The following is a 13,757-nucleotide window of genomic DNA, read 5'->3' as shown; positions in this document are numbered from 1 at the left end:
CAAGCTGTTTTCATTGATAATGATTATCACTATCGTCTTCCTAACCATACCAGTTCTATAAAAACGCTGTCAACATTTTTTCTTGTCTTCAAGAGATGTTCACGTTATCATGGGTAGTGAGAATGATAATCAGTCGTGGTGGACAGTGAGGAGTGAGTGAGATGGAACAGCAGGAATTGTTTGATGTAACGGTAATTGGTGGAGGTCCGGCCGGGTTGTACTCGACTTTCTATAGTGGACTACGCGGAATGAAGACGAAAGTCATCGAATACCAGGCAGAGCTTGGTGGAAAGATTCATGTCTATCCGGAAAAAATGATTTGGGACGTCGGAGGACAACCGCCGATTACCGGTGCCAAACTGATGGAGCAGCTCGTTGAACAAGGGTTGACGTTTAATCCGACTGTTCATTTAAATGAAAAAATCATCTCGATCACAAAAGACGTTTTCGGAAACTTCGTCCTTGAGGCGGAGTCCGGCCAAATCCATTACTCGAAAACAGTCATCGTCGCCGTTGGAGGCGGAATCCTCAATCCACAAAAACTGAAAATCGAAGGGGCCGAGCGGTATGAAGTGTCGAACTTGAACTATACCGTCAAGTCGATTGAACGCTTTAAAGACAAAACCGTCATCATTTCCGGCGGCGGTAACTCGGCGATTGATTGGGCAAACGAACTCGAACCGGTCGCAAAAAAAGTTTACGTGACGTACCGGAAAGACTGTTTCACAGGTCACGAAGCGCAAGTCGAACAACTTGTGAACAGTTCAGCGGTCTGTCTGTTGAACACGACGATCCATAAATTGATCGCCAGTGACGACCATCACCGGATTGCGTCTGTTGAACTGATTGATTGTGCGACGGAGGAGACGATGGAGCTTGCGATTGACGAAGTCATCATCAACCATGGTTACGAGCAGGACGCTGAACTGCTTGCGAACTGTGATCTTGAGTTGAAACAAGTGGATGCGTTTTATATCGAGGGAACGTCTTCGAGCGAATCGAGTGTTCCCGGACTGTTTGCGGCAGGAGATATCTTAGCCCATGAAGGAAAAGTCCACCTGATTTCCGGTGCCTTCCAGGATGCGGCGAATGCCGTCAACCGGGCGAAGCAGTTCATCGAACCGGATGCTGCCAAAGTCGCGATGGTCTCATCCCACAATGAAGTTTTCAAAAAACGGAACCGTGAGTTGATTCAAGAAATGGTCAACGAAAAGTAAAAAACACCTGTTTTAAAGATTGCCCCTCGTCACGTGGACGTCGGTCGTCTTTAGAACAGGTGTTTTTTTCATTTTAAGCATTAATCGCCATCTTCATCTTCGTGGTCTTCGTGCTCATGGTCGTCATCCGAGTCATCATCTGAATCATCGTCATCGTCTTGATCCTGATCGTCTTCTTCAACGTGACGGTGCTCGGACTTCGTTTCTGCATGATCGAAGTATTCGAGTTCAATCTCCAACTCGTAAGAACCTGTGAGGGCAAACAAGCTGACGAGTTGTGCCCGTAATTCCTCTTCCGTCATCTTCGGGTTCGCCTCGATGAACTGAATCAATTGACGGACACGGGCTTCATCGACCGTCGCATCATTCGTTTTGACACGCAGCTGACTTTTCTTCTTTTTAAAGTGGTAGTCGATTTGACTCTGCGTTGTCTCAGTCGCAAGAGCAATTTTCATTTTTTTCAGCATATCTTCATAACGGTGACCGGCCTTGTTGCGTTCTTTGCCGTCCAGTACACCATCGCGGTCGGAGTCACGTGAATACGGTTTCGTCCCGAGTTCGAGTTCGACGGCATTAGTTAAGCCGTCACGGTCCGTATCTTCATTTGCGTCGCTGATTTTATCGCGGTCACTGTCTTTTTTCCGCGGATCGAGTTTGAGTTTGTATTCGGCGTAGTTGCTTAAGCCGTCATGGTCCGTGTCCTGCCGGTCGATTTTCTTTCCTTTAAGCTTGTACTTCTTTTCCCAGCTGTCATGGATTCCGTTTTTGTTGCGGTCGTGCTTCGATGTTTTACTCTTGGCGTCGATTGAGCCAAGCGGCGTCAGCATCAAAGCACAAGCAAGACCGGCAGTAACGGCATAATTGATTTTTTTCATGTGAGTGTACTCTCCTTTTGTGAATTTCGGTAACTGGCAAGCATAGCCGGAAGCGGTAGCCCCTGTAGTTTTGCGTCACCACATTTCTGTGGGTTTGCCCGTTCGATTCCAGTGAAGAACCGTACATTTAGTATACGTGATTCGTTTCTATGGAGAGGGGAGGGTTTTCGATAATGGGTCAGTAAAATATAAATTATTTGAAATGAGATAATAAATATATTCTAAACTGCTTTTTTTGATAAAAACGACTATTTTTAAAATAATGTTAAAAATAAATTAAACTATATTGACTTTAAAATTAATATAATTCATATTTGGAGTATATTAAATGGAAGTGGGGTCAGAGTTATGGGGAGCTTATTGATTGCGGTTGGTGTTATTATTTTTATGGTTGGGCAATTTTATTTATCTAGGAAAAATGGAAAGCTTGGGTGGATATTACCGATACTAATCGTACTCGCTGGGACCTACACCTATTTCTATGGAGGCGTCTGGTCGGAAGATAAAAAATCTTTAATACAAATCGGTACAATGATTAGTACTTCGACGTTGATTGGTATTGGATTGGATGGAGAAAAAGCGCGTAAAAAACGTTTGAAGCAGGAAAAGGATCGACTTGAGGTTCAAGATTTGTAACGTAAAAATAGATAGAGGAGTACATTACAATGGATAGAAATGAAGTTCCTCCATGGGTATTGGCATTAGAACAAGAACATCTTGAATTCATACGGAAGTTTGTTTTAAATTCAGGGTCGCTTAAAGATATGGCAGCTGCGTATCAAGTCTCTTATCCAACGGTTCGAACGAAGCTGAATCAACTTATTCAACGGATTGAGGCGGTACAGGAAGATGATGTCGAATTCGTTAACATGATTAAGAATCTTGTAATCGATGAGCGGATTAGTCTAGATGTCGCGAAAGTGATTATTGATAAGTATCGAATGGACAAACATCACTAAAAAAAGCGCGTCTTCGAATAGTGAAGGCGCGCTTTTTGATGAAAGTACTTACTTATTTTTTATCATTTTTCTTGTTTTGTTCTTTCTCGATCATCTTCTTCGCGGCCATCCGGAAGCGGAAAATCAGATAGAGACGGTAAAAGTCGATCGCTGCGAACAGCGTCAACAGAATCGTCCAGAAGTTAAAGACGGTTCCTGCCTCAATCGAATTATTGTACGCGAGGTACATGAAGAGAATACCGAACAGGGCATAAAATAATGCCATGAAATTTGAGCCTTGGCGCATGAAAACACTACCTTTCGTAAGTTAAGTCGTTGCGTAAAGTGCGAGCACGACGATTCCGTTGTTGAAGACATGAATCGCAATCGGTGCTAAGATGCGGCGTGTTTTGACGAAGACGAGCGAGAAGACGAAACTCATCGCGACGTAAATCAAAAACTTGTTATCTCCGTGAATGAAACCGAAGATGAGCCCACTGAGGATGAAGCTGAAGATGAAATTCAGTTTTGTCGACAGGTTCCCGAACATGATGTGACGGAATAAAAATTCTTCCATGATCGGTCCGAGTAAGACGACCATCACCTGTAAAATCGGAATGACCTGGATTGCTTTCATGATGTCATCCGTATTTTGTGATTTTGCGACGTTCTCGATGCCACCAGACATCCAGGCATCAAGCAGATTGACACTAATCAGTAAGGCGTAAAGCAACACGATGCCGATCCCGATCCACTTTAATGTGTCGATTGGATCCGTTTGATTGCCCTCTGCTTTCCACTTCTGCCAGTCGGGGCGAAGACAGAAGAACGAAACGACGACGGCGACGGTGAAGCCGATCGCAAGCCACCAGCCGAGGACACCCGGAATTTGGCTTTTTGAGAGAAAGCTCGGGAATGTTGCCGGTACGAGCTGGACGATCAAATAAATCACAATCGGAATGACGTGACGGATTTGCCACTTATCAGCCATGTTGAATGGCAGATTGACGGAATTTTTCATCGGTCGGGACACAACTCCTTTGTATTGAAGGTACTGTCCCGATTGTAACAAACAAACCGACCGGGCGCACGAATGGTGATGGTTCAAAGATGGCGATTTCGGGAAAACGGATAAGGGTTCAGGGTTGAATTTCAATCGAAAACCGTTTAAGATAAAAATATGTTAGCACTCCATTAAAGTGAGTGCTAAAAAACAGTCATTTTCAAGGAGGATGTTTCGCATGTTAAAACCACTTGGTGATCGCATCGTGATCGAAGTCGTTAAAAAAGAAGAAACAACACTCGGAGGAATCGTTCTTCCTGGGTCAGCGAAAGAAAAGCCACAAGAGGGTAAAGTCATCGCTGTCGGTACAGGCCGTGTGACAGAGCAGGGTGTACGTGTACCACTTGAAGTGAACGTCGGCGACCATGTCATCTACGCGCAGTATGCCGGGTCAGAAGTCAAAGTCGATGGCAATGAATACTTAATCTTACGCGAAAGCGATATTTTAGCAGTAGCACAATAATAAAAGGGGGATTTCAGTCATGGCAAAAGATATCTTATTCAGTGAAGAAGCACGCCGCGCGATGCTCCGCGGTGTCGACGCATTAGCAGACGCAGTCAAAGTGACGATCGGACCAAAAGGACGCAACGTCGTTCTCGAACGTAAATTCGGTTCACCACTCATCACGAACGATGGTGTGACAATCGCAAAAGAAATCGAACTTGAAGACCACTTTGAAAACATGGGTGCGAAACTCGTCGCGGAAGTCGCGTCGAAAACGAACGAAATCGCAGGGGATGGTACGACAACAGCGACAGTCCTCGCACAAGCGATGATCCGTGAAGGACTCAAAAACGTCACAGCAGGCGCGAACCCGATGGTCATCCGTAAAGGAATCGAAAAAGCGGTCCGCCGTGCCGTCGAAGAGCTCCACGCCATTGCAAAACCGATTGAAGGCAAAGAAGCGATCGCACAAGTTGCGGCAATTTCTGCTGCTGACGAAGAAGTCGGTCAATTGATCGCGGAAGCAATGGAACGTGTCGGTCAGGACGGTGTCATCACGATCGAAGAGTCACGTGGCTTCACGACAGAACTCGACGTTGTTGAAGGGATGCAGTTCGACCGTGGATACGCGTCACCATACATGATCACGGATTCAGACAAGATGGAAGCGGTCCTTGAGAACCCGTACATCTTAGTCACAGATAAAAAAATCTCGAACATCCAGGAAATCTTGCCGGTCCTTGAGCAAGTCGTCCAACAAAATAAACCGCTCTTAATCATCGCGGAAGACGTCGAAGGCGAAGCACTCGCGACACTCGTCGTCAACAAACTCCGTGGTACGTTCAACGCGGTTGCGGTGAAAGCACCGGGCTTCGGTGACCGCCGTAAAGCAATGCTCGAAGACATCTCGATCGTCACAGGCGCAGAGTTGATCACAGAAGAGCTCGGTCTTGATTTGAAAGAAACGCAAATCATGCAACTCGGTCGTGCGTCGAAAGTCGTCGTCTCAAAAGACAACACGACAATCGTCGAAGGACACGGACACAGTGATTCAATCGAAGCACGTGTCGGCGCCATCCGTGCGCAAATCGAAGAAACATCAAGCGACTTCGACCGTGAAAAACTGCAAGAGCGTCTTGCGAAACTCGCTGGCGGCGTAGCGGTCGTCAAAGTCGGGGCAGCAACAGAAACGGAATTGAAAGAACGGAAGCTCCGGATTGAAGATGCACTCAACGCGACACGTGCAGCCGTCGAAGAAGGAATCGTTGCCGGTGGGGGAACAGCCTTCATCCACGTGACGAAAGCCGTCGAATCGATTCTTGCCGTCTCAACAGGCGACGAAGCGACAGGCGTCAACATCGTCCTTCGTGCGCTCGAAGCACCACTCCGTCAAATCGCGGAAAACGCCGGTCAAGAAGGTTCAGTCATCGTCGAGCGTCTTAAACATGAAGCACAAGGCATGGGCTACAACGCCGCGACAGACGAGTACGTCGACATGATTGAAGCAGGAATCGTCGACCCGGCGAAAGTGACGCGTTCAGCACTTCAAAACGCAGCGTCTGTTTCAGCGATGTTCTTGACGACAGAAGCCGTCATCGCCGACAAACCGGAACCAGCCGGTGCACCTGCAATGCCTGATATGGGCGGCATGGGTGGAATGGGCGGAATGATGTAAAAAACTTTGAATTAAATAAAAAACGTCAAACCTTGATTGATTAGGTTTGACGTTTTTTATTTATTTATTAAATTTATTAATAATTTCAATAAAATAAATAAAAGAATTAGAAAACAGTCGCTTTCTGTAAATTTTAACATTTCATTGTCCTAAAAAATTGAAATAGTATAATATGTATGTACAAGAATTTTATTAAGGGGAATAAAAAATATGAACAGAAGTGACACATATTTGGTTAGGCTGAGATTTAAGTTGCTAATTCATGAGAGTAATGGTCAAGCATTTGAAAATTTATTTACAAAAATTATGAAGAAAAATAATAGTAATTTTGAATTGGTAAAGGCATATGGCAACATTGGTGATATGAAAAATGATGGATTTGATCAATTACAAGGAATGTATTATCAAGTATTTGGTCCTGAAGACTTAAAAAAAGAAAAGACTATTAAAGATTCATTAAAGAAACTAAAGACAGATTTTGAAGGGCTTTTAAAACATTGGAACGCAATTTGTCCAATCAAAGTCTTTCACTACGTTATAAATGACAAATATGGTGGGATTCCTGCACCGGTACATCAAGAATTAATAAAACTAGGAATAGACAATCCTACGGTAAAATGTAAAGTTTTTTCCGCAGCAAGCTTAGAAGATGAATTATTTAAATTAGATATAGATAATATTATAGATATTATTGGATATTTACCAGAAGCAGACATAGGAATATTGGACTATAGTATTCTTAACGAAGTAATTGATCATGTTATGAACGTAGAAGTAAATTTTAGTACAAACTCTAAGCTAGTAGTACCAGATTTTTATGAAAAGATTAAATTTAATTCATTAAGCGGTAAAGTAGAGGATTTATTAGTCATGGCTAATTATAGTTCCGGATCTTTAGAAGAATATTTTTTAGCTAATAGTCAACTGATACGTAAGGAACTATATACTAAGATAGGGGAACTTTACGAGGAATCTAAAAATAAGTATGCTGAATCAGAAGAAGGCTATCCTGATAAAAGATTCTATTATATTTTAGAAAAATGTTGTCCTAAGCGTAGCAAGGCAGTAGTAGATGCTGCATTAGTACTAATGTCGTATTTCTTTGAATCTTGCGATATTTTTGAAGAACCTATAAAGGTGTGATATAGATATGATTTTACCTCAAAAGCATATTACTTTAGCAGAATCTCTATTTGGTTTAGGGGGTTACGTCTTAGAATTATTAACTGAAGCTAAAAGTATAGATATGTTGTGGGATGAATTTAATAGTTCTGTCGAAAAAGGAGTTTACCCTTTTGCACATTCATTTGACAATTTAATTTTAGCAATCGATTATCTCTACATCATTGATGCTATAAAAATAAGCGAAGGGAGGATTTCTGTAAAATGAAATTAATTCGACTTTCCTCTAATAATAATAAATTTCATGCTATTGAATTCAAAGATGGACTAAATTTAATTATTGGAAAACAAGCAAATCCTACTAATGATAATAAAAGAAATACTTACAATGGTGTGGGCAAGTCATTGATTATTTATTTAATTCATTTTTGTTTAGGTTCAAATAAAATAAAGGTTTTCGAAGAAAAAATCCCTGATTGGGAATTTAAACTAGAAGTTGAAATTAGTAAAGAGAAATTTGTTATAACAAGAAATACGAGTAAACAAACAGAAATATATTTAAATGGAAAAAAGAAAACTCTTACAAACTTCAGGAATGAAATGTTAGCTAAAGTGTTTAATCTCAATGAACCAATTAAAAATATGAATTTCAATACACTATTTCCTAGATTCATTCGTCGAAATAGAGAATCATATGTACAATACGATACCTTTATAAAAAAAGAGCAGGATTACCAAAAAATCTTAAATAACGCTTTTTTATTAGGTCTAGATACTGAGCTTATTGAGAGTAAAAAAAAATTACGTGAAGAATTCAAAAAAATTGATGATGCTGCTAAAAAAGCAGATTCATTTTCCAATTTAGAAAGCAATTCCGGTAACGAAACAGATATAAAAATACTAGATATTAAAGAAGAGATAATAAATTTAGAAACAGATCTGCAAAATTTTAATGTTTCTGAAAACTATAGTGAAATTGAAGTTATAGCAGATATGGCTAAGTTTGATAAAAAGAAATTAGAAAATAAGAGAGTATTAATAAATAATACCATTAGAAATATTCAAAAATCTTTAGATATAAAGCCTGATATCTCATTAAACAAAATTTTTGATCTCTATCGTCAAGCAGAAAAACAAATTCCTGAAATGATTGTAAAAAACGTTGAAGAAAGTGCTGAATTTCATAAGGAATTGATTTTGTCTAGAAAAAATAGGTTGCATAATGAATTAGCGAAAAAACAAAAGGAATTATCCAACGTTAAAAATGAGATACAAAAAATTGGTAAGAAAATTGATGAGCTATTAAAATATTTAGACACACATAAGGCTTTAGATGAATATCTTGCTTTAAATAATAAAATTCAAGATTTAAAAACTCAATATGCTAAATTTGTAGAATATCAAGAACTTTCGAAAAAATATAAAAAAGATCTGAGAAATATACAAACTGATATGGCTACTGAAGAAAAATTAACAGAAGATTACCTTGAAGACATAAAAGATAATCTAGATGACATAATGAATACTTTTAGAGAAATATCTAAAAGCTTCTATGATAAACCAGGTGGAATTATTATTGAAAATAATAGTGGTAACAACACAATTAGATATGATTTGAAAGCTAAAATTCAAGACGATTCGTCAGATGGTGTTAACGAGGTAAAAATCTTTTGCTTTGATATGACAATGTTACTCCTGCAAAAAAATCACAGGATGAAATTTATATTTCATGATAGTAGATTATTTAGTGACATGGATCCAAGACAGCGATATACATTATTCAAACTAGCAGACCAATATACCGTAAATCAAAACTTTCAATATATATGTACAGTCAATGAAGATATGTTACATTCATTCAAGGATTTGATAACAGTAGAAGAATATACTCAACTAATAGATAATAATATAAGGTTACAATTGACAGATGAATCTGAAGAAAGTAAATTGTTGGGCATACAAGTAGATATGGAATATGAAAAGTAAGAAAAAATTTATAAATTATTTCTTTATTGCTTAGATTTCTGTTAAAGAATTTGAAGATTGTACTTGGATTATCGTTATAGTTTTCTATCATCAGTTTTTGATTTACCGTTCTTTCAGACTATCAATAAATTTAGAAACTAGAATATATCTCCTTTTGAAAATATAGAACTTTAAATGTCAACTTTCGAATATCCATCAATTAACATCAGCTTAAAGATTAAGATTCACTTTTTTATAAAATAGATTCCTAAATCAGGACTATATTTTTCCTTTAATTCCGAAACTATTCGACTGAATCATCAAGACAAAATAAGAGGTCTTGTTTAATGAGGAACAGTAATGGTTGAGTAAACATTGGTCACCTCATCAATATGACAGAACTCATTTACATCTACCCAAAAGATACGTAAAGCATATCCTCGCGTATAAAAACAAGTTCGATTTCCTTTCCGAATTTTTAGGAAATCGGGCTTGTTTTATGTCTAAGAAAAACATGCTAATCGATTAGTTTATTTCATTCAATAACTGTAATTGTTTCTTGCACGCTTCACTTGTTTTGACAGAACTTCATCTCGACTTTGTTCTCGCATATACTTGGTAATACCTACCTTCATCTGAAGCTGTTGTCAAATTCGCTTTCTTGCGCATCTCTCTGTTTTCGTCTGTCAATCCACTGTTTGTAATTATTGCAGAAGATTGAAAGTGACTGATTCTTTAAATTCTCCGTTGCTTTAGCTCTTTAATCATCTTTCCTAAATCAGTATCAATATAATGAATAGTTTTTTGTTCAGATTTGGTATCGCTTTATTGTCGTTTCTTTTTTGAATAATTACAAAAAATTGGAATTATTAGCTTTGACGAAGATAATATTCGGTCTATGCTTTAGCCTGCTCAGATTCATATTCTTCTTTCCAAGAGTCTTGTCTTTATAGTTTAGTATTATTAAAACTGTGGGCGAAGATATTCTTAGTAACAAACTTTTATGTTTTTTGATAGATCAATGCTTCTTATGCTATTTTATTTTTCAATTCAATATAATGTGAATTTATATTAAAAAGATAAAGTTAAAGTACATCATTAAGGAGAAATATTTATGAAGAAAAACACAGAAATTACAATTAAATCTTTAAAAAATCATTCTATAAATATTATTAACGACACGAACGACTCTTTTCCAATCATCGGCAAAATTCTCCCGAGTTTTTCGAACGGCGCCTGGTCCTATGGAGAAGAATTATATGATACTCCATCTGAAATCCGCTTTCCGGATGACAAACTGGATTGGTCTGCTTATATCGACAGCAATCAAAAAATTGTTTTGTTAGCCTTTCACGAAGACGCGTGCATCGGTCAGATCCGTCTCGTCAAAGACTGGAACCGGTTTGCCTATATTGAAAATATTGCCGTCAAAAAGGATTTCCGGAAAAGCGGCGTCGGTCACTTATTGCTTGAAGCAGCCGAAGCCTGGGCGAAGGAACAGTCGTTGATCGGACTGTCGCTTGAAGCACAAAACGATAACTTGATTGCCTGCCGTTTTTACGTCAAAGAAGGATTTGTCCTTGGTGGTGTGGATACACTGAAACAGTCAGCTAATGCCGAAATCGATATCACGTTGTATTGGTATAAGTTGTTTTAAGTTTAAAATTAAGAGTGACTTAGGCAATCGCTTCAGGTTATTTCATAATGATCTGAGGCGAATTTGATATAGAATCTTGAAGGGAACAGGAACACTAAAAATAAAAACAAAACTTCATTCTTTACTAATCGTTCTAGAAAGGGTATGATCGGTTTGTAATCAGAAAAACAACTTACCCTTTTTAGAACGAACATTCTAAAAAACAGCGATGATGGTTTTTGCAACGATTGAAGGAGAAATGACATGGCTAGAAGTAAAGAGTTTGACGAAACGGTTGTCTTAAAAAAAGCGATGGAGTTGTTTTGGGAGCAAGGATATGAAAAAACATCGATGCAGGACTTGGTCGATCATATGGGTATCCACCGCAGAAGTATCTACGATACGTTTGGCGACAAACGTTCATTGTTCCTGGCGGCTCTCGATGAATATGAAAAATTCATTACGCATGAGATGGAGACGATCATCCGCCAAAAGACGTCGGTTCACGCGGCGATCCGTGATGTGTTCCTGTTCATCCTTCGTTCTTCGGACCAGTATCCAAAAGGATGTCTGTCAGTGAATGCGGCAGTCGAACTGTCCTTACTTGATCAGGAAATCGACCGGCTCGTGACAGCGATGTTCAACCGGACGGAAGGCATGTTCGAGGATTTGATCCGGCATGGACAGCAAAACGGCGAATTGTCGGACGAAATCGATCCGGAACAAACGGCGCGTTTTCTGCACAACAATCTGATTGGTCTGCGCGTGTTGATCAAAACGAATTACAGTCAAAAAGAATTAGAAAGTATCATCACCCTGGCACTCAAAGTGCTGGACTGACTTTCTTTTTTTTACTTATTCTAGAACGTTCATTCTAAAAAAAGCTTTACTACATTTAAGGAGGAAACTAATCATGACTACAACTCAATTACCGACACAATCCCAATTTATCGAAGCAGCAGGAACACGGTATGCCTACCGGACAATGGGACAAACAGAAGGCACACCACTCGTCTTGTTCGTCCACTTCAGAGGAACAATCGAAAACTGGGATCCGAAACTGTTGGCACCACTCGCAGCAACACGTCCGGTCATCCTGTTCGACAATAAAGGTGTTGGTGAGACGAATAGCGAAACACCAACGAGTGTGGCGGAAATGGCGCAAGACGCCGTTACATTTATCCGAGCGCTCGGACATGAGCAAGTCGATGTGCTTGGTTTTTCAATCGGTGGGATGGTAGCACAAGAAGTCGCGTTGCAAGCACCGAACCTCGTCCGGAAAATGATTTTGGCCGGGACGTCACCGGAAGCCGGTATCAATCCACGTCCCGAAATTTTTGAACGGATGAATCGCCAGGGGGGGACGGAAGAAGACGGCATCAACGACTTCATGTTCTTTTTCTATGGACCGACCGATACGAGTCGGGCAGCCGGTATGGCGTCGCTTGAACGGATTTTTGCGCAGAAACAGTTTAACAGCTCGGATCAGGTCAAAGAGGCACAGATGCGGTCTGTTGGAAAATGGGCGCAGGCGAAGCCGGACGAAGACTACGAATGGTTACGGACGATCGAACATCCGGTCCTCGTGACAAACGGCGTCGATGACGTCATGGTTCCGACACAAAACAGTTACATCCTGACGGAAAAAATGCCGAACGCGCAACTAATCATTTATCCGGATTCAGGTCACGGTCACTTGTTCCAATTCCCGGAACTGTTTGCTGCACACGTCAACTTATTCCTGGATTCAGATGCGATTTAAGCATCTGTCGGCACAGACAAAGGAGGATCTCTCATGAAAGCTGCTCAAATCAGTAACTATTCCAAAACGATCAAGGCCCAGGTCAACGAAGTACCTGTGCCTGAGATCAACGAACACGAAGTATTGATCAAGGTCAAAGCCGCCGCCATCAATCCGCTTGAGATGCTGATCATGACGGGCAGCGTCAAGCTCATCCAGGATTACACGTTTCCGTTGACGATTGGGAACGAACTGGCGGGTGTCGTCGAAAAGGTCGGGAAACAGGTGCACGGCTTTTCGATCGGCGATGACGTCTACGGCCGTCTGCCAATCGAAAAAATCGGAGCGATAGCCGAATACGCGGCTGTCGATGCGGCAGCCCTTGCCATCATGCCGAAGAATGTATCGTACGAAGAGGCAGCAGCTGTCGCACTGACTGGATTGACGGCTTATCAGGGACTGCACGAAGAATTAAACGTCCGGTCTGGTAAAACGGTCTTTATTCCGGGCGGGTCCGGCAGTTTTGGTCAAATGGCAGTTCCGATTGCGAAAACGCTTGGGCTGAAAGTGATTGTCAGCGGAAATGCCGAATCCCGTGAGCGAACGATGCAGCTCGGTGCCGATCAATACCTCGATTACGCGACGCAAAACTACGAAGACCTTTTGACGAACGTCGATTATGTCATCGATACGCTCGGACCAAAGGAGTTCAAAAAAGAACTCAGCATCCTGAAGCAGGGCGGACGGTTGTTGTCGCTGCGGACCGGACCGAATAAACGGTTCGCGAAGGATCGGAAATTTCCGTTTTGGAAACAGACCTTATTTTCACTCGCCGGCGCCGGGTATGACCGGGCAGCGAAAAAACACGGTGTCGAATACCGGTTCATCTTTGTCCGCTCGGACGGTGGTCAGTTAAAAGAAATCACGTCAATCGTCGAAGCGAACCAGATTGTTCCGGCGCTGCATCCGAAACGGTTTACAATCGCTGAAATCAATGAAGCACTGGAATTAGTTGCGACGGGGCGTCCGAAAGGGAAAGTCATCATTACGTTTTAACATCAGATGAGACAGAAAAGGAGG

General features: G+C 40.9%; 15 protein-coding genes and 1 riboswitch. Of the genes, 12 read left to right on the top strand and 3 right to left on the bottom strand.

Features of this window, described 5'->3' with window-relative positions; all coding sequences use genetic code 11:
- Positions 1-161: 161 nt before the first annotated feature.
- Positions 162-1,217, top strand: coding sequence for an NAD(P)/FAD-dependent oxidoreductase (locus tag KNQ04_RS11585; RefSeq protein WP_214850912.1), 1,056 nt, complete (start codon positions 162-164; stop codon positions 1,215-1,217).
- Between the two features lie 80 nt (positions 1,218-1,297).
- Here the strand turns inward: KNQ04_RS11585 and KNQ04_RS11580 are convergent, their stop codons facing one another.
- On the bottom strand, positions 1,298-2,092 hold the full coding sequence (locus tag KNQ04_RS11580) for a hypothetical protein (protein WP_214850911.1): 795 nt from the start codon (positions 2,090-2,092) through the stop codon (positions 1,298-1,300).
- A gap of 25 nt (positions 2,093-2,117) precedes the next feature.
- Positions 2,118-2,201, bottom strand: a riboswitch (cyclic di-GMP riboswitch).
- Positions 2,202-2,440: 239 nt separating this feature from the next.
- On the opposite strand from KNQ04_RS11580, the gene KNQ04_RS11575 reads away from it, so the two are divergent.
- Positions 2,441-2,728, top strand: a complete 288-nt coding sequence (locus KNQ04_RS11575; RefSeq protein ID WP_214850910.1) for a hypothetical protein — start codon at positions 2,441-2,443, stop codon at positions 2,726-2,728.
- A 29-nt stretch (positions 2,729-2,757) separates the two neighbouring features.
- A complete protein-coding gene (locus tag KNQ04_RS11570) occupies positions 2,758-3,051 on the top strand; it encodes a DUF2089 family protein (protein ID WP_214850909.1) in 294 nt (97 codons plus the stop codon).
- Positions 3,052-3,103: 52 nt separating this feature from the next.
- Here the strand turns inward: KNQ04_RS11570 and KNQ04_RS11565 are convergent, their stop codons facing one another.
- Both KNQ04_RS11565 and KNQ04_RS11560 read right to left on the bottom strand, forming a co-directional pair.
- Entirely contained in the window at positions 3,104-3,337 is a 234-nt protein-coding gene (locus tag KNQ04_RS11565; protein ID WP_159173266.1) for a DUF4305 domain-containing protein, read from the bottom strand.
- 21 nt (positions 3,338-3,358) lie between these two features.
- On the bottom strand, positions 3,359-4,051 hold the full coding sequence (locus KNQ04_RS11560) for a CPBP family intramembrane glutamic endopeptidase (protein ID WP_159173267.1): 693 nt from the start codon (positions 4,049-4,051) through the stop codon (positions 3,359-3,361).
- 220 nt (positions 4,052-4,271) lie between these two features.
- On the opposite strand from KNQ04_RS11560, the gene groES reads away from it, so the two are divergent.
- From groES to KNQ04_RS11515, 9 genes are all read left to right on the top strand, one after another.
- Positions 4,272-4,556 carry a co-chaperone GroES gene (gene groES, locus KNQ04_RS11555; protein WP_029331860.1) on the top strand — a complete coding sequence of 95 codons (285 nt, stop codon included), beginning with the start codon at positions 4,272-4,274 and terminating at the stop codon, positions 4,554-4,556.
- 19 nt (positions 4,557-4,575) lie between these two features.
- Positions 4,576-6,213 (top strand): chaperonin GroEL, encoded by a 1,638-nt coding sequence (groL, locus tag KNQ04_RS11550; RefSeq protein ID WP_214850907.1) that lies wholly within the window; start codon positions 4,576-4,578, stop codon positions 6,211-6,213.
- 210 nt (positions 6,214-6,423) lie between these two features.
- Positions 6,424-7,356, top strand: a complete 933-nt coding sequence (locus KNQ04_RS11545) for an ABC-three component system protein (RefSeq protein WP_214850906.1) — start codon at positions 6,424-6,426, stop codon at positions 7,354-7,356.
- A gap of 7 nt (positions 7,357-7,363) precedes the next feature.
- Positions 7,364-7,603, top strand: a complete 240-nt coding sequence (locus tag KNQ04_RS11540; RefSeq protein WP_214850905.1) for an ABC-three component system middle component 6 — start codon at positions 7,364-7,366, stop codon at positions 7,601-7,603.
- Positions 7,600-9,321: a DUF2326 domain-containing protein gene (locus tag KNQ04_RS11535; RefSeq protein ID WP_214850904.1), complete on the top strand. Its 1,722-nt coding sequence runs from the start codon at positions 7,600-7,602 to the stop codon at positions 9,319-9,321. Before KNQ04_RS11540 ends, KNQ04_RS11535 begins: the two co-directional genes overlap by 4 nt.
- A 1,093-nt stretch (positions 9,322-10,414) precedes the next feature.
- On the top strand, positions 10,415-10,957 hold the full coding sequence (locus KNQ04_RS11530; RefSeq protein ID WP_214850903.1) for a GNAT family N-acetyltransferase: 543 nt from the start codon (positions 10,415-10,417) through the stop codon (positions 10,955-10,957).
- A gap of 243 nt (positions 10,958-11,200) precedes the next feature.
- Entirely contained in the window at positions 11,201-11,776 is a 576-nt protein-coding gene (locus KNQ04_RS11525) for a TetR/AcrR family transcriptional regulator (RefSeq protein WP_214850902.1), read from the top strand.
- A gap of 73 nt (positions 11,777-11,849) precedes the next feature.
- On the top strand, positions 11,850-12,698 hold the full coding sequence (locus KNQ04_RS11520) for an alpha/beta fold hydrolase (RefSeq protein WP_214850901.1): 849 nt from the start codon (positions 11,850-11,852) through the stop codon (positions 12,696-12,698).
- Between the two features lie 33 nt (positions 12,699-12,731).
- Entirely contained in the window at positions 12,732-13,733 is a 1,002-nt protein-coding gene (locus tag KNQ04_RS11515) for an NADP-dependent oxidoreductase (protein WP_214850900.1), read from the top strand.
- Positions 13,734-13,757: the final 24 nt, after the last annotated feature.

It is taken from the genome of Exiguobacterium sp. s193, from assembly GCF_018618755.1.
Classification (GTDB): domain Bacteria; phylum Bacillota; class Bacilli; order Exiguobacteriales; family Exiguobacteriaceae; genus Exiguobacterium_A.
This window is presented reverse-complemented; position numbering and strand designations above follow the sequence as displayed.

Excerpts from the sequence above, each read along its gene's own strand:
- groL (WP_214850907.1), top strand. The coding sequence starts at position 4,576 with ATGGCAAAAGATATCTTATTCAGTGAAGAAGCACGCCGCGCGATGCTC.
- KNQ04_RS11545 (WP_214850906.1), top strand. The coding sequence starts at position 6,424 with ATGAACAGAAGTGACACATATTTGGTTAGGCTGAGATTTAAGTTGCTA.
- KNQ04_RS11525 (WP_214850902.1), top strand. The coding sequence starts at position 11,201 with ATGGCTAGAAGTAAAGAGTTTGACGAAACGGTTGTCTTAAAAAAAGCG.
- groES (WP_029331860.1), top strand. The coding sequence starts at position 4,272 with ATGTTAAAACCACTTGGTGATCGCATCGTGATCGAAGTCGTTAAAAAA.
- KNQ04_RS11560 (WP_159173267.1), bottom strand. The coding sequence starts at position 4,051 with ATGAAAAATTCCGTCAATCTGCCATTCAACATGGCTGATAAGTGGCAA.
- KNQ04_RS11530 (WP_214850903.1), top strand. The coding sequence starts at position 10,415 with ATGAAGAAAAACACAGAAATTACAATTAAATCTTTAAAAAATCATTCT.
- KNQ04_RS11585 (WP_214850912.1), top strand. The coding sequence starts at position 162 with ATGGAACAGCAGGAATTGTTTGATGTAACGGTAATTGGTGGAGGTCCG.
- KNQ04_RS11565 (WP_159173266.1), bottom strand. The coding sequence starts at position 3,337 with ATGCGCCAAGGCTCAAATTTCATGGCATTATTTTATGCCCTGTTCGGT.
- KNQ04_RS11540 (WP_214850905.1), top strand. The coding sequence starts at position 7,364 with ATGATTTTACCTCAAAAGCATATTACTTTAGCAGAATCTCTATTTGGT.
- KNQ04_RS11580 (WP_214850911.1), bottom strand. The coding sequence starts at position 2,092 with ATGAAAAAAATCAATTATGCCGTTACTGCCGGTCTTGCTTGTGCTTTG.
- KNQ04_RS11520 (WP_214850901.1), top strand. The coding sequence starts at position 11,850 with ATGACTACAACTCAATTACCGACACAATCCCAATTTATCGAAGCAGCA.
- KNQ04_RS11570 (WP_214850909.1), top strand. The coding sequence starts at position 2,758 with ATGGATAGAAATGAAGTTCCTCCATGGGTATTGGCATTAGAACAAGAA.
- KNQ04_RS11535 (WP_214850904.1), top strand. The coding sequence starts at position 7,600 with ATGAAATTAATTCGACTTTCCTCTAATAATAATAAATTTCATGCTATT.
- KNQ04_RS11515 (WP_214850900.1), top strand. The coding sequence starts at position 12,732 with ATGAAAGCTGCTCAAATCAGTAACTATTCCAAAACGATCAAGGCCCAG.
- KNQ04_RS11575 (WP_214850910.1), top strand. The coding sequence starts at position 2,441 with ATGGGGAGCTTATTGATTGCGGTTGGTGTTATTATTTTTATGGTTGGG.